We start from the raw sequence: 21782 nt of genomic DNA, 5'->3' as shown, positions 1-21782 counted from the left end.
AAAGGCGTTAATGATGACATTGAGTTTTTCTTCAGCCAGTGGCATATTTTATGAAGGCAGCATTGTTATGGCAATGGCCTGTTTTCAATAAAGACTTTAATTATCCCTTTAATGTTATACGTTTAGCTAAGTGATACTGATTCTATTCATTGAGAGCACTCTGGAGGCACCATGCAACAAGACGACAAAAAGTTGTTTGTACTGGATACCAACGTGTTACTGCATGAACCTTTAGCGATATATTCGTTTAAAGAACATGACGTAATTATTCCCATGACTGTGTTAGAAGAGCTCGACAGTATTAAGGACAGGAAGCGAGATGTGAGTCGTGATGCTCGGGTTGCCATACGAGCATTAGAAGATATTTTGGGGGGACCCACCACTCCGGAGCAAATTTTAAAAGGCGTTCCATTACCTACTCGCGAGGAGCATGCTGAGGTATCAGGGCATTTGTCGATTTTTCCTGATCATCAAATAGATTTTATTATCGGCTCACTCCCTGGTGATAATAACGATAACCGCATTATTAATACCGCGCTGCATTTACAAAAACTTCATTTTCCCCGCACCGTAGTGCTCGTTACCAAAGACATTAACATGCGCTTAAAGGCCAAAGGCGCGGGTATTGAGCGAGTAGAAGATTATCGTACTGATCAATTGATTGATGATGTGCGCTTTCTTGCTAAAGGCTTTTACCAGTTCCCGGGTGATTTTTGGCAAAATATCGATAAAGTCTCTACCGATCGCAAAGACCGCCATACTGTTCATCAAGTACCATTGGAGCATCTTGGTAATGAAAACTTTTATCTTAATCAGTATTTAATTGACGACAGTTCCGATTTTTGCGGCCGTGTTGCCAGTAAAACAGATCAATACCTAGAGATCATTGATCGTGGCCGCGATCGCTTATTGCATCATCAAGCTTGGGGGGTTAAACCGAAGAATATTTATCAAGGCATGGCACTTGATGCCTTGCTGGATCCTGATATCGAACTGATTATTCTGACGGGGCCCGCTGGCTGCGGTAAAACACTATTAGCCATGGCGGCTGCATTAGAGCTGGTGGTTGAGCGTAAACTTTACGACAAAATCATTGTAACTCGTAACACCCCCGAAATTGCTGAGTCGATAGGTTTTTTACCTGGCACCGAGGAAGAGAAGATGACTCCCTGGCTAGCTGCAATTACCGATACCTTAGAAGTGCTCCACAAAAATGATGTTAACCCTAGCGGCAGCGTGAACTACATAATGGAAAAGGCCAACATTCAATTTAAGTCGATTAACTTTATGCGTGGTCGCTCGATTCAAAACTCAGTGGTCATTTTAGATGAATGCCAAAACCTCACCGCATCACAAATTAAGACCATGATCACTCGAATGGGTGAGGGTACTAAGCTGATCTGCAGTGGTAATTTAGCCCAAATAGATTCGACTTACTTAACCGCAGTGACGTCAGGCTTAACCTACATAGTCGAGCGTTTTAAAGACTTTGAAGGCAGCGCTAATATTTATCTCAATGGTGTGGTTCGTTCACGATTAGCTGAATTTGCTGAGGAGCATCTGTAATCGGTTAACCAATAGAAAGCGTTATCTGCACCAAAGAAGCTGATATTCTCATACATACATAAGGTTACATTGGATAACCTTATGTATTATCAATCTTTTAAATAAGTCTTAAGGTCTGTGATGTTGACTGGCCGCAGGTTGGGCAAGTCCCTTGGGCTATTAATACATGTGCTTGAGCTTATGTTCCTGATATCATAATCAATAGTTTTATATTACCGAATTTTTTGGTGTTATTCGTTCGACAGCGGGTCTTTTTTTACGCTGTATCAAGGGTGGTTAATGAAACCGACTGAGCCAGATTTACAACTAAAATCTCCTATTCAACGTAATTATAACCGAGCGGTGTTCTACACTTATATCGGGGTAATTGTGATGGCGTTACTGACGGCAGGCATTATGTTTGAACGTCAAAAAGAGCAGCAAATTCAACAGCGAGAAGAGCAGGTTGCCCGTCATGTTATGCAAATCGACTTATTGCTCGAGTCGAGTATTCGCGCAGTGAAAAGTTTACGTGATGTGGCTGTTGATCATCTACGCTTGGGTGAGTTTGTGCGTAAACAACGCTTACCAGAATATGAAAAGTTTAACGAAGATGGCCAGTATTTTACCTTAGAACCCAATTACGCTAACAGCGGCTTGCCATTTACTAACATGGGCAGGATTACTGGTGCGGGCTCACTAGAAGGACGTAGTGAGAGCTTCTACCAAGAGTTGGAAATGCTGTTTGAGCTATCATTATCTTTCCCCGTTGCCAAAGAAGCAGCCCCTAAAGCCTCATCAATTTATTATATTTCTAAACGTCGAATGATGTCATTTTACCCATGGGAAAGTAATGACTTACGCTTTAGAGATGAATTACTCAATAAGAAACAGTTTCAATTATCGACCCCTTCAATGAACCCGCAACGCAGCGTATTTTGGAGTGAGGCCTACATTGACTCAGCCCACCAAGGCTTAATTACTACGCTAGGTTTACCGGTATATTTAGACGATGAGTTTATTGGTTCGATTAATTTAGACATGACCTTATCGTCGTTAGATAAGCAAATTCGTACTTACTTTAAAATGCCTGGTACGGTGATTTTGCTTGATCAGCAAAACAATATTTTATCTCACAGTGACTTTGATTCTAATGAGATGAATAAGGTTTATCACATTAGCCAGCGCATTCCGGCAGAGTTACATTCGTTGTCTGAATCTGAGTTATTTGATGCCCACGAAGGCATTTTACGTAACGGCTATTATATTCACAGCGTTGCACTGCATAACGCCCCATGGCGCTTGCTGTATTTGCAAGATGAAGATGATTTATTTAAAGATTCGTGGGACAAGCTGCAACTGAGCTTTTTGTTAGTGGTGCTGGCCTTGTCACTGCTGGTCACTATTGTGCATTGGCAAACGCGTCGTGCATTCGTTAGCCCAGCTTCACGCTTGCTAACACATTTGGAAGCGTGTTCTCAAACACCAATCAGACCGCCGGAAAAAATGACTCATGGCTGGGAGCCGTGGTTTGCACTGGTGAGCCGTATTTTTGAAGAAAACCGCCAATATACTCATCATCTAGCCGAACAAAATAAACGCTTAGATAACTTAGTGGCGCGCCGAACTCAGCGTTTACGTGAAACGACTGAGCGCCGTGAACGTGAATTTGCACTACTGCGGTCATTAATCGACTCAATCCCTGAAGCGATTGTGTTTAAAGACAAAGAAGGTAAATATCTAGGCTGTAACAAATCAGCAGAAAGAATGCTGGGTTACCGCGAAAATGAGATTATTGGCTTAACCTCATCAGAAGTGGTTAGCCCAGAGCAGGGCCAGCGCATTGGTGAGGAAGATAACAAAGTATTGACCCAACAGCATTCATTACGTTACCAAGAGCGGGTAAATATTGAAGGTAAACCAGTATTACTCGATACCTTTAAACTGCCATTTTATAATCGCCGTGGCGACCTATTAGGTTTGATTTCCGTTTGGCGTGATATTACTCGTGAGTACGAGGCAGCTGAACAATTGCGGATGTCAGAGCAACGTTATCATCTTGCTATGGATGCGGTAGAAGATGGATTGTGGGATTGGTACATTGATTCGGAACAGATTATTTGTAATCCGGCCTTCTATTCGATGTTGGGTTATCAAGCCCATGAATTTCCGCCATTACTCGAATCAATCGATGAATTGTATCATCCTGACGATCGTGACCGGGTGCAGGAATATCGCTCTCAGTATGTGCGTGATCCGGTTGGTACTTATGAAATTGAGTTCAGAATGCGCGGTAAAAATGGCCAGTATTACTGGGTGTTATCCAGAGGTCGCGCAGTCGAATTTTCTGAGGACGGTTGCAGTAAGCGGATGCTAGGTACTCACAAAGACATTACCCGTCAGAAGAGTAACGAAGTGGCCTTGCTCGAAGCCAAACAAGATGCTGAATTGGCCAATATGTATAAGAGTGAGTTTTTGGCTAACATGAGTCATGAAATTCGCACGCCAATGAACGCGATTATTGGCATGCTGCAGTTGGCGCAACGGACTAATTTAACCCCGCAACAGCAAGATTACCTTCATAAAGCTGGCTTCTCGGCGCAGTCGTTATTGCGCATTATCAACGATATTCTAGATTTTTCTAAAATCGAAGCCGGTAAATTAGAGTTAGAAAGAGTCGCTTTCCCGCTGGATAAAGTGCTTGATCATGTTATTGATATTAATGCCATGAAAGCGCAAGAAAAAGGCGTTGAATTACTGCTGTATGCGCCAGTCACCGCAGGACTTATCCTGTACGGCGATCCGCTGCGTTTGGGCCAAGTCATCGTTAATTTATTGTCTAATGCGGTTAAATTTACCCAAACGGGTGAAGTTGAGCTGGGTTGTGAAGATGTGGGTGAGCGTGACGACCGCATTACCATGAAGTTTTGGGTACGCGATACTGGTATTGGGATCAGTAAAGATCAACAAGCAATGCTGTTTGATGCCTTTTCACAAGCCGATGGTTCAACCACACGTAAATATGGCGGCACAGGCTTAGGTTTATCGATCAGTAAACATTTAGTGTCGATGATGGGCGGCACCATGCAAGTAGAGTCCGAGCTAGGATCGGGCAGTACCTTCAGTTTTACCATTAGCTTTGAAATTGCCGAAGAACAAGTCGTCGAGCCATTAGTGGTGCCAGAACAATTAAATAATCTCACTACACTGGTGGTTGATGACAACCCAAGTGCATTACAGATTTACTCTACATTAATGACAGATTTCAGCTTTGGAGTGAATACCGCCGACAGCGGCCAAAAGGCTCTGGAGATTTTACGTAAAAAGCCGGTCGATTTATTGTTGCTAGATTGGATGATGCCAGTAATGAACGGTTGTGACGTGATTAAAGCCGTTGATCAAATGATTGAAGACGGCAGCTTAGAAAAACGTCCGATTATTATTTTAATGACAGCTTATGCCGCAGAACCATTAGACCATGAATTACAAAAAGATTCTGTTTATGCGGTATTACAAAAACCGTTCAAAGCTTCGGCCTTGTTTGATGAAATTATTAATGCTTTTGCCAAAGAGCCAAAGCTTAATGCTATGCCGGTTATTATTGAAGCCGAACCTACTAAAGCATCCGGTTTAGTGCTATTGGTTGAAGATAACTTTATTAATCAACAAGTGGCATCTGAATTACTCAAAAGTGCCGGTTATGAAGTGGTGATTGCCGATAATGGCCAAGTGGCGTTAGATGTGATCGATTCTAAGCCGTTTGATGCAGTGTTAATGGACATTCAAATGCCAATAATGGATGGATTAACCGCTACCGCAGAATTACGCAAACGTTTTAGTAAAGAACAAATGCCGATTATTGCCATGACTGCCCATGCAATGTCCGGTGATAAAGAAAAAAGTTTAGCCGCAGGCATGAATGCCCATATCACTAAGCCAATTGTGCTTACTGAATTATTTGAAACCTTATCGCATTGGATTACATATAAACACAATCATCAAGACGAGTAGTCTTTTGACGATAGGACATTACCGACAAGGAGATTAATTATGGTCCGCCGTAGTATTTCATTGGCACTGTTGCTGGCGATTACGCCAGCAACATTATTTTCTACAGCCGCAATAGCGGCTAGCGACTCAGCCCAAACAATAATCAACAATGCTGAGGCTGCAACAGGCTTTATCAATCTATTTTACGATGCTAAATCCGCTGAGTTATACCTACAAGCAGATAAACTCAATCAACCCTTTTTATTGCTGACCAGCTTACCTCATGGTGTGGGTTCAAATGATATTGGTTTAGATCGTGGCCAATTAGGCCAAACCCGCATGGTGCAGTTTGAACAGCACGGCCCTTTCATTATTTTAAAGCAGCTTAATCCTAATTTTCGCGCCTCTAGTGATAATGTCGCTGAACGCCAAGCGGTTACACAAGCCTTTGCTGAGTCGATTTTATGGCGCGGTAAAGTTGTGGCAGGTAAAACGGCAATCGTTGCAATTAATGACCTAGTGATTAATGATTTGCATGGTGTAACTGATGTGTTGGCGGCAACCAATCAAGGCACCTATAGCTTAGACAGCAGCCGTTCCGTCATTTTACCGCAAGGGATTAAATCGTTTGCACGAAATGCAGATGTTGATGTTAATTTAACCTTTACGGCTAGCAAAGCGGGTAAGCAAGTTGAGCAAGTCACTCCAGACGGTAAAATGCTGTCTGTACGGGTGCGTTATTCATTTGTACAACTGCCAGAGGCCGGTTATCAAGCCCGCAATTATCATCCTATGAGCGGTTATTTGTCTGATCAATATGCCGATTATTCTACTGCGGTTGATCAACCGCTGATACAACGTCATTTATTACGCCACCGATTACAGAAGGTCACGCCTGGGGATGCGCCTAGCAAAGTGGTTAAGCCCATTGTGTATTACCTTGATCCCGGTGTACCAGAGCCGATCCGCAGCGCCTTACTCGAAGGCGCCCGCTGGTGGGAAACGGCCTTTACTGACGCTGGCTTTATCGATGGTTTTAAGGTGGAATTACTGCCCGAAGGTGCTGACCCTCAAGATGTGCGTTATAACATGATCCAATGGGTACATCGCGCCACCCGAGGCTGGTCATATGGCGCAGCGGTTACCGATCCGCGAACGGGTGAAATTATTAAAGGTAATGTCACCTTAGGCAGTTTGAGAGTTCGCCAAGATCACCTCATCGCTAGGGGACTGATTGCTGGATGGCCAGATCGTAAAGCCGCCGCCGACGCGGCAATGGCATTATCACTTGCTCGTATTCGTCAGTTAGCCGCGCATGAGGTGGGCCATACTTTAGGACTGGATCATAACTTTGCCGCATCAACAAATGATGATGCATCGGTGATGGATTATCCGCACCCATATGCCAGTATTCAAAACGATAAAATCGATATCGCCACCCCATATCGTGAAGGTATTGGTGAGTGGGATAAATACACCATAGCGTATGGTTATGGTGATATAAAACAAACTGATGCATTGTTAACATCGACCTTGACTAAAGGTTTTCGTTATATTGGTGAAGCAGATTCTCGCAGTGTTAGCGCCAGTAATGCATATGCCAGTTTATGGGATCGTGGTAACGATGCTGTTGCTGAGTTAGTGCGTTTAGAAACCGTGCGCCGTAAAGCGATTGACGATTTTAATTCAGATGCATTATTAGCCGATGAGCCCCATGGCGAATTAGCCGATGTGTTTGTGCCTATCTACTTGCTGACTCGTTATCAAATCGACGCCGCAGCGAAGTGGATCGGCGGAACAGATTACAGTTATCAACAAGTCGGCGCTGGTGTACGTTGGAATTATATTCGCCCTGAAATGCAATTTGCTGCACTCGATACCTTGTTGACGAGTTTGCAAACCAAGAGTTTATTAGTGCCGAATAATGTATTGCAAGCTTTGGTACCTAAAGCGGGAAACTATGCTAAAACCCGTGAAAGTTTTGGATCAAACTTAGGTGTGATTACCGATCCTGCTGCGATGGCTGAAGTCATGAGCCGTCATGTTGTGACTCAACTATTAGCGCCAGAGCGTTTAAATCGAGTCAGTCAGGCCTATATGGGTGATAGTCAGCAGCTGTCGGTGGTTAAATTAGTTGATAAACTTGTTGGCGCAACCTTGTACCAAGATTTACCTAGTGGACAAGGCTTAGCAGAGCAAATGCGGGTGAACACTGTGGTGATTGATGGCCTATTAGCGACGTATCATAATTCTAAAACAGCCCCTGAAGTGAAAGCCCAGTTGGCGGCAAGAGTTGATTATATTATCAAGCAGCTTAAACGCCGCAGTAATCGTGGTAGCGATTATCAATCAGCACATTATGATTGGTTATTTCAAGGGATAACCAAAGGTATGGATGACTCAAGTTATCGACTTATTACTAAGCCTGTGGACATGCCACCTGGCTCGCCGATTTAACATAGCCCATTATTTTTACGGCAAATATTTTTAACGGCTAATAAAACGCGACCCTATCGGGTCGCGTTTTAGCTTGTGGCAGCTTTAAAACATGCTTGTTATGTGGTTAAAATATTAAAGTGGATGATGGCATATAGTTTCATCACTCATTATGCGCAACTTGATGATCAATCTTTTTAGGGTTTTTAGGATAGAAGTTATCTGCTTTACGATCAATATGGCTAAATTGACGGGTATTCTTGTAGGGCAGTTTCATGAAGCCTGAAATACCATGACCTTGAATTTTATTGGCATGAGCGATAATACGATCTAAACAGGCCCGAAACGAAGCTTGTTTACGTGGATTTAATAACCGTAAATAGCTATGAATTTTTAAGTGGTTTGGTAGCGCTTCAAAAATAATACAACCTGTGTGATGTATTTGGTTTAACCAGCCAAGTTCTGTCATGATTTCAGCTGGTAGTTCTAAGTTTTCTTCTGGATCTTTACCGTCTTCAAAATATGAATGCAGCCGAGATTTGTCTTCTAAAGTGGGCACATCACCGACTTCAAAAGGCATTTGCAGTTCACCGGTTATTTTATATTGGTGCTCAGTGCTTTTCCGCTCAAGATGTAAGGTATCTTTAGCATTGAAGAAACAAGCTTTAAATACTCCGATTCGTTTAATTCCCCGCGCCATAGTGACCATGTTATTCACCGCTAATATTAACGGTGCTTTGCTGTCGGGATCGTAAATGGCTAAATTGGAGTCAATAAACACCCCTGATTCTTGCCAATGGATCACGAGACCACCGACAATCGGATACTGTGCTAAACGGCCTACTGCAGCAATAAAGCCTTTTTCGGTATCAGCCATACCGGCCATAAAGTTACGATAATATTTATCCAGTTGCACATCATCCATTTTAGCAATGGGATCTTGAGTATTGTGCTCTTTTAAAAATGATTTTCGTGAACTATAACTCACGGTTTCAACCGTTTTTGAGCGCGGTTGAGCCCACACTGGAATGTCGGGTGTTAACGGCGGAGTCGATAATATCGGTAAATGCATTCTATGGCTGTGACGCAAACTTTTGAGGAAATAATCACCAGCAAGATTGCGCCGTTCTACATCGTCACTGAGCATTGCATCGAGTGTTTTTGCCAGTTCTATGGGCAATCCTATGCTGGTGGCTGGAATGACTTTGGTGCCGAAACGACTGATTTGGCCTGAGGCGAGTGCATACAGGGTTGCAGCTGCGCCTTGCTCGTCAAATCTTGGTGTTGATAATGCGCCACTCAGTTGCTCGTCACCAATAAAGTAAACATCTCCCATGCGAGCATTGGTATGTTGCTGATCGCTGGATAATAAAGACATAACATTGTCATCAACCGCGCGGTTGTGTTCATCTCGCTGAGCAAATACCGCAGACCCCCAATCGATTAATGATAGCTTGTCGGTTTCAATATCATAAACTAAGTTCGATGGCTTAATATCGCCGTGTACTAGAGGCTTGCCTTTGCGCAGATAATATAAAATATTAGCCAATTGCCTGGCAATACTCACCACCATTACTGGAGGCAAGGCACCTAATCGCTGACAAATTTTGTCTAAATCTTCGCCTTGAGCCCGCTCCATGACTAATATTCCCTGCTTACCAACGCGTTCAAATTTAATTGCTCCAGGCACGTTAGGATGATGCACTTGGCTGAGCATATAGGCTTCTTCTTCCAGCCTATCTTGAACACTTTGGGGTAAATTTACTCTTGAGAATTTAAACACATGCGACTGGTTAAACTCATTGACTCCTGCAAACACAAAACCATAAGCGCCTTTACCAATAAATTCAATTTGTTGATATCCCAGCTTGCTGAGCTGTTGCTTACACAGACGAACCCATGCTTTATGCTTACGGGCGTCATTAGCGCTTAGCAGGTAGATAGACTGCTCTTCGTTAATATAAAAGTGCTGCAGTTGCGGTGTTTGCAAAGATTAGCCTCCATTGACTGTTAACTCATTAAACCTTGATTAACCTTACGACGGCAAGTGCTGTTATTTAAAACATGCGATATCCATTGATATATCATAAAGTCTATTTAACCTTTTTAGCTGCAAATCACTCAAAGAGCCTATATCAGTCGCTATTTTTAACTGATTAACAGCGGCTTCCTATCTAAAAAAATCCGATATGTAAACCTTGACCTATATCAAATCAAAATGAATCAACACTGGGTATTATGGTTGCAGCAGTTAATGAATGTTTTTTGTGAGAGGTTATATGCATAATATAAATAAAGCTGAATTAATTCAGTTGTTTAATTTTCCTCGGCAGCGAATTTTACAGTCTATGGAAGTGACCCATTGTCCTCATGCGGTATTTTTTAATCAAAGTGATGAGCAATGCATAACATGTCATCAGGGTGAAGAATGTGTGTGGATTAATCATAATGATGAAATGGTCGCACTTGAGTTGAAGTCAATCGACGAATTAAAGCAGCAATTATTAATCGCAGTTGATTACATCGATTCTAATTTAAGCCCACACCATATGTCGCGAAGAAAGTGCCAATGTGAAAACTGTCGTTGGTTAAGGCAAGTACAAATGACTCTAGACGGCAAAGCCTAGGTCGCATATTGCTAAATCAGTAACGGCAGTTGCATCCCTTTTTTTTAGTCTTTAAAGTAGCCTGCACAACACTAGCAACTTGACTGAAGAATAGCATTATGGAACCCAGCTTTTGGCATGAAAAATGGCAATTACAACAAATCGGTTTTCATCTAAACCAAGTGAACCCATTTTTAGTAAAATATTGGCCGCATTTGGGCTTACCTGAAAATAGTGAGGTGTTTGTTCCTTTATGTGGTAAATCGTTAGATATGTTTTATTTGGCCGAACAGCGTCATACGGTGTTAGGCTGTGAATTAAGCTTAATCGCGGTAAAAGATTTTTTTACTGATAACGATATAGTGTATCAAGAGTCTCGTATTAATGATCACGCGGTATTCTCTGCCGAGCAAGTGACCTTATATCAAGGTGATATTTTTACTCTACCTTCCCAGTTAACATCATCGATTAGCGGCTTTTATGATCGCGCGGCACTGATTGCTTGGCCTGAAGAAATGCGCCAACAGTATGTTCATACACTAGCTGCACTAGTGCCTGCTGATGTTAGTGGTTTACTCATTACCCTTGATTACCCACAAGAAACCCTAAAAGGACCACCGTTTGCTGTGAGTCCAACCTGGATTGAAACCTACTTAACAGCTTATTTTACGGTCGAGTTACTTGAGTGTGCTGACGTGTTGGCCGATAACTCTAGGTTTGTTTATAAACAGGTGCCTTGGCTTAATGAAGCTGTGTATAAATTGACTCGAAAATCATAACAATGCCCCCAAAAACCTACCGATATACTCTGTAGGTTTTTTAGGCTCAATAGTTTGTTAAGCCATTGCAGTGGAGAGCATAAGGGTTATGCTTTCAGCGTTATCGGTGGACACAAATCGATTTCAGCGTCGGCATAAATTGCCGCTAAATTTGCCAGCTCACGGACCGAGTCTAGCTGCACAGGTAGAGTAAAAGCATAACTAAGGCCAAACCAAGGGTTAATAGCAACAGGCTAAGTCAGCTATTTTCTGTAGGCTACCACATGAATAATCAAAGGATCCGCAATGAATTTCAGTGATAAACCTGACCGCAGATGGTCAAAAGCCCATAAATGGGAAAAATACAAAGGTACAGATATATTGCCTATGTGGATTGCTGATACTGAGTTTCGCTGTGCTGAACCTATTTTATCTGCCTTACATCAGCGCATTGATGATGGTCTGTTCGGTTATACCTCACCGGCTCACGATACCGATGCCTGTGAGGCCGTTGTGGCGTGGTGTCAACGTCAATATAACTGGAAGATTGATCCCAGTTGGCTAGTGTGGACTCCGGGTATAGTGCCGGCGTTTAATGTGGCTATTAAAGCATATTGCCAAACAGGGGATACGGTTATCGTACAAACACCCAATTATCCTCCTATATTAGCTGCAGCGGGTATTAATCATCTCAACCGAACCTGTATAGGTTCGATAAAAGTGGCAGGGCGCTGGACACTCGATTTTAATGCCTTAGAAGCGGCGGCCGCGGATCCCAAAGCCAGCTTATTTATTATGTGTAATCCAATGAATCCGCTTGGAACAGTCTTAAACCAAGCAGAACTCGACACAATTGCAGCAATATGCACAAAGCATGGCGTCATGCTGTGTTCGGATGAAATACACTGTGATTTAATTTTAGATGACGTGCCACATTTACCTGCCAGTGCGCACCCAGAGTTGGCTGAGCATTCAGTGACATTGATGGCCGCGAGTAAAACCTTCAATATTGCGGGATTAGGTACGTCTTTTGCTATTATTCCCAACGCAAAATTAAGAGCAGCCTTTAACCATGCCGCCCGTGGAATTATGCCATCGGTCACTGTGACAGGCCTTACTGCCACCAATGCAGCCTTCAGACATTGTGATGAGTGGCATCAACAACAAGTGGCTTATTTAACAGAAAATCGCGATTATTTAGTCACTGAAATTAACAAAATCGACGGTTTAAAAGCTATCGCACCCGCGGCAACTTTTTTACTCTGGGTTGATGCCAGCGGGTTGCAAGTTACCGATACGCAAGCCTGGTGTGAAGCCAAAGGTGTCGGCCCATCAGCGGGCAGAGACTTTGGTGATAAAGACTGTTTTCGCTTGAATTTCGGCTGTTCACGAGATTATTTAGTCGAAGCCATTAAAAAACTGCAGGGCAGAGACGTTTAACCGCCGGCAAAACTTTTGTTTTTTTACGGGTAATATCAATATAAAGTAAAAAAATTGACCCTTCATCCAGTAGTTACTCGTATAAATGTAGAATAAGAATTAAGGGAACGTGTTCCACGATGACATTACCTATACAAAACGCTCAAGAAATGGCTAAACGATCGACAAAGTTTGTTGACTCTGGAGCATTGCGCAGAACCCCTAAACTCAACAGTGGCACCGTGGATGATAAGCGCCAAGAAATAGCGCTTTACTTCACCAACACCTTTGATACCTATACGCAACTGTTTGATTGTTTGCGCGATGATGCCGGTTTTTATCAAAAACCTATCCCCTTGCGCCACCCGCTTATTTTCTATCTTGGGCATACGGCCACTTTTTTCATCAACAAGCTACTATTGGCAAAACTGATACCCGATAGGATTAATCCTCATATGGAATCAATTTTTGCGGTGGGTGTTGATGAAATGAGCTGGGATGATCTGTCTGAAGACAGTTATGACTGGCCCAGTGTTGCTGCGGTAAAAGACTATCGCGCTAAAGTACGTGCCACAGTATTAACTTTAATTGATACCTTGGACCTGGTGCTACCCATTGATTGGGACAATACCTGGTGGCCTATCGTCATGGGTATTGAGCATGAGCGTATCCACCTTGAGACGTCATCGGTACTCATTCGCCAACATGAATTGGCCAAAGTCCAGCCATTACCTCAATGGCAAGCTTGCAAAGATACTGGCCAAGCTCCAAAAAACAAACTTATCAGCGTTGCCGCTGGCTCAGTAAATCTTGGCAAATCACTTGATAGTGCTTTCTATGGCTGGGACAACGAATATGGCCAACATCAGGCAGAGGTCGCTGAATTTAAAGCCAGCCAATATTTAGTCAGTAATCAGGAGTTTCTCGAGTTTGTTGAGGACGGTGGATATGAGCAAAATCGTTTCTGGAGCGATGAAGGCCTGGCTTGGCGGCAATTTACTGAGGCGAAACACCCAGCATTTTGGCGTTGGCATAATGGCTGGTATTTGCGCTTGATGACGGAAGAAGTTGATATGGCTTGGGACTGGCCTGCTGAAGTTAACTACCATGAAGCGAAAGCGTTTTGTGAATGGAAAACAGTAGTAACCGGGCAACAAATTCGCATGCCAACTGAAGACGAATGGTATCGCTTGTGTGCACAAGCGGGCGTCGAAGAGTTGGGAAATAGTGCCGCCAATGCTAACTTGCATCTTGACCATTTTGCCTCATGCTGCCCGGTAACGCGCTATCAACATGGTAATTGGTTTGATGTAGTGGGCAATGTATGGCAATGGACCGAAACGCCGATTTACCCGTTCGATAACTTTAAAGTACACCCATTGTATGACGATTTCACCACGCCAACTTTTGATGGTAAACACAACCTGATCAAAGGTGGTTCATGGATTTCAAGTGGTAATGAAGCACGCCTTAGTGCACGCTATGCATTTAGGCGTCACTTTTTGCAGCACGCAGGATTTCGCTATATTGCCTCTGAAGTGGAGGCAACGTCTCATAAGGCTTACTACGAAAGTAACCAGTTGTTGTCAGAATATGCAGAGTTTCACTTTGGTGACACCTGGTATGGCGTAGATAATTTCCCTAAAGCCTTAGCTGATATTGCACTTGAGGCAATGAAGGGTAAACCCACAGCTAAAGCCCTTGACTTAGGCTGTGCCTGTGGTCGAGCAAGTTTTGAGTTGGCGCGTCAGTTCGATGAAGTAGACGGTATTGATTTTTCTGCCAACTTTACTCGCCTAGCGGCTAGAATGGCACAGCAAGGTGCAGTGCGTTATGCCCGAGCGGAAGAAGGCGAATTAGTGAGCTATCATACTCGAACCCTGCAAGAACTAGGGTTGCAAGCTTATGCAAACCGTGTCGCATTTCATCAAGGTGATGCCTGTAACCTCAAACCCCAATTCACTGCTTATGATTTAGTGCTAGCAGCTAATTTGATTGATAGGCTCTACCAGCCAAGCCGTTTTCTGGCGGATATGGCACAGCGCATCAATGATGGCGGTTTGCTTATTATTGCATCGCCTTACACTTGGCTGGAAGAACATACACCCAAGGCAGAATGGATAGGGGGTTTCAAAAAAGATGGTGAAAACTACAGCACGTTAGATGGCTTGAAAGATCAACTATCAAGCCACTTTAAGTTGATCGGTGAGCCGCGCAAAGTGCCGTTTGTGATCCGTGAAACTCAGCACAAGTTTCAGCATACCTTGTCTGAACTTACGGTTTGGGAGCGCTTGCCACGCTGATAAGCGCCTCAATTTCATCAGCAATCAATTTGTGGTCTACCAGTTGTTCAAACCAACTGGTGGCCACAATATCGCTTTGCAATCCAAGCAAGGTTCCCAGCACTATGCCTCGATGTACGTTGTCGCCGCCTAAGTTAGTATTCACTCGCAGTGCTTGCCAAGGATCATGTTGGTATTTACAGGCCAGATACAAGACCACAGGCCAAGAATCTGAAATATAACATGCCCTTGAGAACACTTGGCCGACGACCTGATTGTCGGGCACATTACGTTTTAACAGACCGGCTAAATGAGTACTCGTTAAGCCTTTACTTGCTTCAAGTAAAAGTGCTTTAGCGCTGGCCTCATCGGGCCCTTCCATCAGAGCACACAAGAGTTGTACGTAGCTATCACACACCTGCATTAAGGATTCATCAGGATGGGTTAAGGCCAGATGCGCTCGGCAGGTAATCTTTATTTCGGCTTCGCTTATGCCCTTAAGTCGTTCTGAAAACACCAAAGGCGCTATGGTTACCAATGCACCAATGGATGCAGTGTCGTGAGTTATCATCCCACAATTTTCAGGCTTGCGTCCCTGTGCTAAGTTAGCAAAAAATCCTCTATGGTAGGACTCTGCATAAGTATCGGGATGAGCGGCGGGAGTCATTGTCATAAAGTCAATGTAGGCATTAACAAATGCTTGTCCGTCGTAGCGTTGTGGCGAACTCGCCAGAGTGCGCATCAGTACGCGAGCGCAATAGGCGTTAAGGGTATTTTCACCCGCCTGCATGCCTTGATGATAATGCACATTCGGTTTGTCCCAAAACTGCGCCTTATCTTTTAAAATAATATCGCCAATTACTTGCGGCGGCTGATCGTGAGCTGCATGTCCCTTAGACGACCGATCATTGGATTGTCGCCCTCCTTTGTGTTTTGAATGCAATGACATAATAGATGAAGGGTGAAACTCAGGTGCAGCTTCGAAGCGCTGAATACCACCCGTAAAAGCACGCTCGATTTCCATAGGTTGATAATACCAATGCACTGGCATAGCCAAAGCATCAGCAATAAAGCTTGTTTTAAGTGCCCAGGTAACGCGAAGTGGCTGAGATGGGTTGTGATTCATGGTAATGCCTCTTTCACATGGTATAAAAGCACTCGCATCTAGATTAGATACAGCAACAATGGATAACCAATGGATAATTTTTACGATGTGAATATTGATTAAAAACGTCTATGGTTATACTTGATACGTGATTTATACAAAACTAGACGTTTTTTTAAGGCAATAGGTTAAATTTATTTCGTAAGCATAATCTTCACCCCGACAAGTACAACCGCTTTTGAGTGTGTGGAAGATATAGAGGACGTAACAGATTATGTACAGCAATCTATGATGATATATCTGTTGATTTGGCTTTTGCTTCGGGGCTAAACTATTGCGGCTAAAAGATGAAAGGTTTATTTTTGATATCCTGCTTGTTTATAGTTTACCCAATTATCTGTACTGATATACTCAGCTTTATCTCAATTGTTACCATAATGTGTGCCAATGTCTGTAATCACTCCCAACTTACCCCGTAGCCCTAGTTTTTTGCAGTCTCTTATCTGTTTTAGCGTGATTATCATCACTATTGCAGGTGGGCTTTTTGGTCTAGGGATCAGCCTGCATACATTGATGTTCCTGTGTCTGTTGTGGGTAGGACTCAACGCTTTTAGTCTTGGTTACGGCTATATACATATACGTGAGTTGATGACTAACGCCCTCACCAGAGCCATGCCTGCCATCTATATATTTATATTGATCGGCATGGTGATTGCCAGTTTTATGCACAGTGGAACCATCGCCACGCTGATTTATTATGGCCTTAGTTGGCTGAGTCCGAGTTTGTTTCTGGCTGTCGGTTTATTACTGTGCGCCTTGATGTCGCTTGCAACTGGAACATCTTGGGGTACCGTCGGCACCTTAGGCGTGGTTTTTATTGGCATCGGTTCTGCCATGAATATTCCCCTGCCTTTGGTTGCAGGTATGATTGTCTGCGGTGCCACCTTCGGCGATAAAATGTCGCCGATTTCAGATACCACAAACCTCGCCGCTATGAGTGCTGGCACCGATCTTTATCGACATATTTATGCCATGCTGTTCACCACAACGCCGACCTTTATCCTCACTTTCTTAATATTTTTAGTGATCGGATTGAACTATGGCGAGCAAAATCTAGACTTGGCAGAGGTCACTTCAATTCAAACAGCACTTGCTAACAATTACAGCCTTACGCCGCTGATCACCTTATTACCCCTGATTTTACTCGCGGTACTGAGCATTAAAAAAGTGCCCGCTGAAGTGACTATGTCATGCAGTATTATACTTGCTGTGTTAATTGCGATTTTTTATCAGCAACAAAGTGCTATCTCTGTGCTAAATGCGCTGTGGGAAAATACGCCCGAATCAACCGGTATTGCCAGTTTAGATGCTTTGCTTGGTCGCGGTGGCATTAGCAGCATGAGCTGGACCTTACTGCTGGCGTTAATGGCTATCGCGCTAGGCGGAATTTTGCACGGCGCGGGATTTCTCAGCGCACTATTAGCCGGTATTATAAAAAGAGTGCAGCGCACCGCCACCCTTATTGCGACGACGATTATGTCCGGCTTCTTAGGTAACATTGCTATGGGTGAGGCTTATATTTCGATTATTCTAAGTTGCCAACTGTTTAAGCCCAAATATGAGCAACAAAATGTAGAGGCAGCCATTCTTTCGCGCTCAGTAGAAGAAGGGGCCACTATGACCACAGGCCTTATTCCGTGGACCACGGCCGGTGCCTTTTATACTGCCACTCTAGGGGTAAACGTACTTGACTACGCACCCTATGCTTTTTTCAACTACCTTAATGCCATCATAGCAGTGGCAATGGCCGCCTTTGGCATTGGTCTTCTCAAACCAAAAACCAAACCTGCGCTGACGTAAAGGAGATTAATCTTATATCAGTGAGTAGGGCTTTTAGGGTTAATACTGTAAATCTGGTCAATGCTTGAGTTGAATCGACCGCTGGGGTGTTTAACATGTATTGTAGAGAATATGGATTATTCCTCTTAAGCGTCACAGTGGCCTTTTTAATATAAAAGGCCTATTTTACGTTTGAAATATACAGGCTAAATAGTCAAACTCAGTTAACGTTAAGGGTGAGTTGTCTTACCTCTCTAGTTGTTTGCCCACTGTTTTAATGATGTTCACATACCCAATAAAATGACGTTAATCCATAACCGAAGAGTTAAATATTAGCGTTCAATAAGCTTAATTAGCGTCACAATGCTAATTTTATCTCTGTCTTTCATGCGGTTTTATGAATCCAACTTAACTCAATAAAGCCTAAAATATCCTCTGTTAAGCACAAGTTTGATTTTGCATAATATGGGTATTTTATAATGTTTATTTCTAATGCTACTAGCTAGACTTCGTCTTCAAAAATGCTTTCAATGGGTAAGTTAAACAATCTGGCTGCTTTAAAGGCTAATGGTAAACTGGGATCAAACTTACCGGTTTCGATCGCATTAATGGTTTGCCTAGAAACATTAAGTAAATCAGCTAGCTGTGCTTGGGTAAAGCCTTGCTCTGCTCGGAGCACTTTTAAGCGATTTTTCATTGGTACTTCCTATGACCTAGAATTATGCCAACTAAATAGCTTAGGCTCATGATAATGACCAAATGTGAAATCTCAGCATGACCGCTTATTAGGTTAGTGGTGTCTAAATTTGAGTAGCTTAAACCAACTATTAACCCCACCCCTAGACTGAGTCCCATCGCATGTAATTGAATTTTTTGCTGTAGCTCATCTAGGCCAAGTAGTTGGCGGCGGTTGGCCATAATCATCCCAATACCAATTATAAAGTTAATCCCAATGGCCAGAGCTGTGATGGCTTGTTGTTGCCACAGATATATTGGGCCAAAGTTTGCTATGGCCATAGTGATCACCCAAGCGAAGGTCCACTTTGCTAAGCGAGCAGTGTTTTGTTTGTTGGCGTTTTTCCAGTCTCGTGGATCTGATTGTGATGACATGATTAATACTCCTTTGGTCGTGTTTGTTTGTCATTAAGTAAAGTAAGCTTGACTTAAGTTAACGCAACCTCACAATAAATGTCAAGCACGCTTTACTTTTAGTCGTGGCTTAAATTGATGATAGAAGCAAAACCCTTAACTAATCGTGTTAGTGCATCACCTTATGACATTCGATTTATTAATGAACTTACTTATGGTTTTTAGCGAATGAATAAATGAGTGATTAAATATGAATGTAAGCGCATAACTGAGGGCACTTTTAGTTGCAAGTTTAGGCGATATCACACTTACATCATGATGATTTTTGTATAGTGCTAAGTCACTCATGAGCCTCTGTGTATTTATATTGGGTTAAAGTGTCGACTATCTTGTTGATATACATAGAAGTGTCTATGAGTATCATCACCAAATAGCCAGTAAAAATCATTTTAATCAATTCACCTAAATTGAGTAGGACAGCTATCCCCATGATAACTAAAATTATATTAGACACAGATCCCGGTATTGATGATGTTTTTGCGATTCTATTTGCCCAAGCGCATCCAGCAATTGAACTAAAAGCGATCACCACGGTTTATGGCAATGTGACCATTGAAAATGCGACCCATAATGCGCTTTATCTTAAGCAAAAATATCAGTTACAGGCTGATATTGTCACAGGTGCGAGTAAACCTATCGTACGATCTCCGCTAGGACCTACGGTAGTTGTTCATGGCGAAGGTGGTTTTGGTGATGTCATGGTTCCTTCTGAGGTCGAAGGGCAAGCGGATCCTCGTCCTGCATATCAATATATTATCGATACAGTAAAAGCCGAGCCAGGTGAAATTACCTTGGTAGCTATCGGTCCGTTAACTAACCTTGCACTCGCGCTTCAGGCTGATCCCACGATTGTTGATTTAGTTAAACAAGTGGTCATCATGGGTGGGGCCTTTGGTGAGAACAATCACAGTGGCAATGTGACTCCATTTGCTGAAGCCAATATTCATGATGACCCTCATGCGGCTGATATGGTTTTAACCGCCTCTTGGCCTGTGGTAGTGATTGGTTTAGATGTCACCGAGCAAAGTTTCTTTACCCGAGAGTATCTTGATAAGTTGCGCGATGATGCTGGTGAGGTAGGCCAGTTTATTTGGGATATTAGCCGGTTCTATTTACGGTTTTACAGTGAAAAAGTTGGCCTCGAGGCTTGCCATGTACACGATCCATCAGCGATTGCCTATGTGATTAATCCAGCGCTTTTTACTCTCAGAGAAGGGCCAATACGGGTCGTGACCGATGGAGTCGCTGAAGGAATGACTATTCAGAAATTAGATAACCGTGTGTATCTGCATGATGAATGGATGAGTAAGCCCTCACAAAAGGTTGGTGTTGCAGTAAAAAATTTCGAGTTGTTGGAGTTATACCGCAGCAGTATCATCGAATATGCCGCACGCTTGAAACCATCCAGTTAGTGAATTAACGTAAAAGTGCAGTTGTATTTACTCAGATAACGGCGCTGTTATTGGCTGTTTTGTGCCGGCTGAACCACTGCGATGTAAAAATTGCATAGCATGCAGACTCGTTATATTGGGTGTAACCCTCGCGACTTTTAGTTAGACGTTAGCTTATGCTGTAATGAGGGAGGCTAAGTGTTATGTGCTGGCCTCCATAGCGCTGAAGACTAACCGCCCAAATGCTAATACTAGCGCTGTAAATGAATTTCCTTCACAGGACAAGGGATAGTAATGTTTGCTGCCGTTAGCGCCTTCATAATAGCTAAGTTAGTGTGATATTTTTCTTCATAGTAACGTTGTGTTGGCACCCAGTAGCGTACGCCAATCTCAATACCGATAGCATTAAAGCCATTGATGCCGACCAAGGGTTTCTTTTCTTGATAAATCGCAGGTGAGGCGGCTAGTACAGCGTTTATTAATTGGATAATGTGATCGGCATCGGCTTGATAATCAATATTGAATTTATTCTCAACCAGCTTATAAGCGAATGAGTTATGTAAAATCTCGCCAATAATATGTTTGTTGGGGATGCTGATCTGCTCACCTTCTTCATTAGTTAAAATGGTTTGGCCTAATTTTATTGTCTCAACAACACCACTAACATCCTTAATTTCAATGGTATTGCCCACCACAAAAGGGCGGGTAACAATAATCGTAACGCCAGCAGCATAATTAGCTAGCATGCCCTGTAATGCCAAGCCAGCACCGAGAGAGGCGGCACCAATTGCAGCCACCATAGGTGTTACGCTAATTCCCAGTTTGCCTAAACAAATTACCGCGACCATTACGATAATGATTATTCTGACTAAGTTTGAGGCAAAATTACTGAGGGTGATATCAATGTTATGTTTTTGCAGTTGAGCGGCGACTATGCTGGCAGCTTTACTGGCAAGCCAAAGCCCCAATAAGAAAATAATAATTGCGCCTGCGATTTGAAAGCTATATTCAATGACAAACTCAGTGATGAGACTATAAACATTTTGCAGTTGTTGGAGCTCTTGATCTAAACTGGGTTCGTTCATTTAATGTTCCTTATTGAAGATCATTGAGTTGATATCAACCTAGATAATAACAACTTTTCATACTCAGGGCTAAATCTGAGGCGAGTGTAAAAGCCATCATAGTGAAATATTTTACCGGCTTCATGCGCATTATCTTCACGAATGACTATACTTTTAGGCACAAAAGCGAATCAATAA

Annotated in this window: 14 protein-coding genes; 9 read left to right on the top strand and 5 right to left on the bottom strand. The window is 42.9% G+C overall.

What is annotated here, in order from left to right:
* Positions 1-171: 171 nt before the first annotated feature.
* From H5123_RS01185 to H5123_RS01175, 3 genes are all read left to right on the top strand, one after another.
* Positions 172-1566, top strand: coding sequence for a PhoH family protein (locus H5123_RS01185; protein WP_182696744.1), 1395 nt, complete (start codon positions 172-174; stop codon positions 1564-1566).
* A 279-nt stretch (positions 1567-1845) separates the two neighbouring features.
* On the top strand, positions 1846-5556 hold the full coding sequence (locus H5123_RS01180) for a response regulator (protein WP_182696743.1): 3711 nt from the start codon (positions 1846-1848) through the stop codon (positions 5554-5556).
* 39 nt (positions 5557-5595) lie between these two features.
* Positions 5596-7992 (top strand): zinc-dependent metalloprotease, encoded by a 2397-nt coding sequence (locus H5123_RS01175; RefSeq protein ID WP_182696742.1) that lies wholly within the window; start codon positions 5596-5598, stop codon positions 7990-7992.
* A gap of 142 nt (positions 7993-8134) precedes the next feature.
* Here H5123_RS01175 and H5123_RS01170 read toward each other — a convergent pair whose 3' ends face one another.
* Positions 8135-9961 carry a protein kinase domain-containing protein gene (locus H5123_RS01170; protein ID WP_182696741.1) on the bottom strand — a complete coding sequence of 609 codons (1827 nt, stop codon included), beginning with the start codon at positions 9959-9961 and terminating at the stop codon, positions 8135-8137.
* 289 nt (positions 9962-10250) lie between these two features.
* Here H5123_RS01170 and H5123_RS01165 point away from each other — a divergent pair, with 289 nt between their 5' ends.
* From H5123_RS01165 to ovoA, 4 genes are all read left to right on the top strand, one after another.
* Positions 10251-10598, top strand: a complete 348-nt coding sequence (locus H5123_RS01165; protein WP_124015111.1) for a hypothetical protein — start codon at positions 10251-10253, stop codon at positions 10596-10598.
* Positions 10599-10696: 98 nt separating this feature from the next.
* Entirely contained in the window at positions 10697-11356 is a 660-nt protein-coding gene (locus H5123_RS01160; protein WP_124015110.1) for a thiopurine S-methyltransferase, read from the top strand.
* Positions 11357-11641: 285 nt separating this feature from the next.
* The gene (locus H5123_RS01155; RefSeq protein WP_182696740.1) at positions 11642-12775 is read left to right on the top strand and encodes a MalY/PatB family protein; all 1134 of its coding nucleotides are present in this window, start codon (positions 11642-11644) and stop codon (positions 12773-12775) included.
* A gap of 119 nt (positions 12776-12894) precedes the next feature.
* Positions 12895-15057, top strand: a complete 2163-nt coding sequence (ovoA, locus tag H5123_RS01150; RefSeq protein WP_182696739.1) for a 5-histidylcysteine sulfoxide synthase — start codon at positions 12895-12897, stop codon at positions 15055-15057.
* Here the strand turns inward: ovoA and H5123_RS01145 are convergent.
* Positions 15029-16162, bottom strand: a complete 1134-nt coding sequence (locus tag H5123_RS01145) for an ADP-ribosylglycohydrolase family protein (protein WP_182696738.1) — start codon at positions 16160-16162, stop codon at positions 15029-15031. The genes ovoA and H5123_RS01145 overlap by 29 nt on opposite strands.
* A gap of 426 nt (positions 16163-16588) precedes the next feature.
* On the opposite strand from H5123_RS01145, the gene nhaC reads away from it, so the two are divergent.
* Positions 16589-18001 carry a Na+/H+ antiporter NhaC gene (nhaC, locus tag H5123_RS01140; protein WP_182696737.1) on the top strand — a complete coding sequence of 471 codons (1413 nt, stop codon included), beginning with the start codon at positions 16589-16591 and terminating at the stop codon, positions 17999-18001.
* A 481-nt stretch (positions 18002-18482) separates the two neighbouring features.
* Here the strand turns inward: nhaC and H5123_RS01135 are convergent, their stop codons facing one another.
* Both H5123_RS01135 and H5123_RS01130 read right to left on the bottom strand, forming a co-directional pair.
* The gene (locus H5123_RS01135; protein WP_124015105.1) at positions 18483-18677 is read right to left on the bottom strand and encodes a helix-turn-helix transcriptional regulator; all 195 of its coding nucleotides are present in this window, start codon (positions 18675-18677) and stop codon (positions 18483-18485) included.
* Positions 18674-19090 carry a hypothetical protein gene (locus tag H5123_RS01130; RefSeq protein ID WP_124015104.1) on the bottom strand — a complete coding sequence of 139 codons (417 nt, stop codon included), beginning with the start codon at positions 19088-19090 and terminating at the stop codon, positions 18674-18676. Before H5123_RS01130 ends, H5123_RS01135 begins: the two co-directional genes overlap by 4 nt.
* Positions 19091-19557: 467 nt before the next feature.
* Between H5123_RS01130 and H5123_RS01125 the strand changes: the two genes are divergently transcribed.
* The gene (locus H5123_RS01125; protein WP_182696736.1) at positions 19558-20541 is read left to right on the top strand and encodes a nucleoside hydrolase; all 984 of its coding nucleotides are present in this window, start codon (positions 19558-19560) and stop codon (positions 20539-20541) included.
* Positions 20542-20771: 230 nt separating this feature from the next.
* On the opposite strand, the gene H5123_RS01120 is transcribed toward H5123_RS01125, so the two are convergent.
* Positions 20772-21605, bottom strand: a complete 834-nt coding sequence (locus tag H5123_RS01120) for a mechanosensitive ion channel family protein (protein ID WP_124015102.1) — start codon at positions 21603-21605, stop codon at positions 20772-20774.
* Between the last annotated feature and the right edge of the window lie 177 nt (positions 21606-21782).

Source organism: Shewanella sp. SR43-4, from assembly GCF_014163845.1.
GTDB lineage: Bacteria > Pseudomonadota > Gammaproteobacteria > Enterobacterales > Shewanellaceae > Shewanella > Shewanella vesiculosa.
This window is presented reverse-complemented; position numbering and strand designations above follow the sequence as displayed.

What these genes read in the sequence shown, in the direction of transcription:
- H5123_RS01185 (WP_182696744.1), top strand. Translation starts at nt 172, where the DNA reads ATGCAACAAGACGACAAAAAGTTGTTTGTACTGGATACCAACGTGTTA.
- H5123_RS01180 (WP_182696743.1), top strand. Translation starts at nt 1,846, where the DNA reads ATGAAACCGACTGAGCCAGATTTACAACTAAAATCTCCTATTCAACGT.
- H5123_RS01175 (WP_182696742.1), top strand. Translation starts at nt 5,596, where the DNA reads ATGGTCCGCCGTAGTATTTCATTGGCACTGTTGCTGGCGATTACGCCA.
- H5123_RS01165 (WP_124015111.1), top strand. Translation starts at nt 10,251, where the DNA reads ATGCATAATATAAATAAAGCTGAATTAATTCAGTTGTTTAATTTTCCT.
- H5123_RS01160 (WP_124015110.1), top strand. Translation starts at nt 10,697, where the DNA reads ATGGAACCCAGCTTTTGGCATGAAAAATGGCAATTACAACAAATCGGT.
- H5123_RS01155 (WP_182696740.1), top strand. Translation starts at nt 11,642, where the DNA reads ATGAATTTCAGTGATAAACCTGACCGCAGATGGTCAAAAGCCCATAAA.
- ovoA (WP_182696739.1), top strand. Translation starts at nt 12,895, where the DNA reads ATGACATTACCTATACAAAACGCTCAAGAAATGGCTAAACGATCGACA.
- H5123_RS01145 (WP_182696738.1), bottom strand. Translation starts at nt 16,162, where the DNA reads ATGAATCACAACCCATCTCAGCCACTTCGCGTTACCTGGGCACTTAAA.
- nhaC (WP_182696737.1), top strand. Translation starts at nt 16,589, where the DNA reads ATGTCTGTAATCACTCCCAACTTACCCCGTAGCCCTAGTTTTTTGCAG.
- H5123_RS01135 (WP_124015105.1), bottom strand. Translation starts at nt 18,677, where the DNA reads ATGAAAAATCGCTTAAAAGTGCTCCGAGCAGAGCAAGGCTTTACCCAA.
- H5123_RS01130 (WP_124015104.1), bottom strand. Translation starts at nt 19,090, where the DNA reads ATGTCATCACAATCAGATCCACGAGACTGGAAAAACGCCAACAAACAA.
- H5123_RS01125 (WP_182696736.1), top strand. Translation starts at nt 19,558, where the DNA reads ATGATAACTAAAATTATATTAGACACAGATCCCGGTATTGATGATGTT.
- H5123_RS01120 (WP_124015102.1), bottom strand. Translation starts at nt 21,605, where the DNA reads ATGAACGAACCCAGTTTAGATCAAGAGCTCCAACAACTGCAAAATGTT.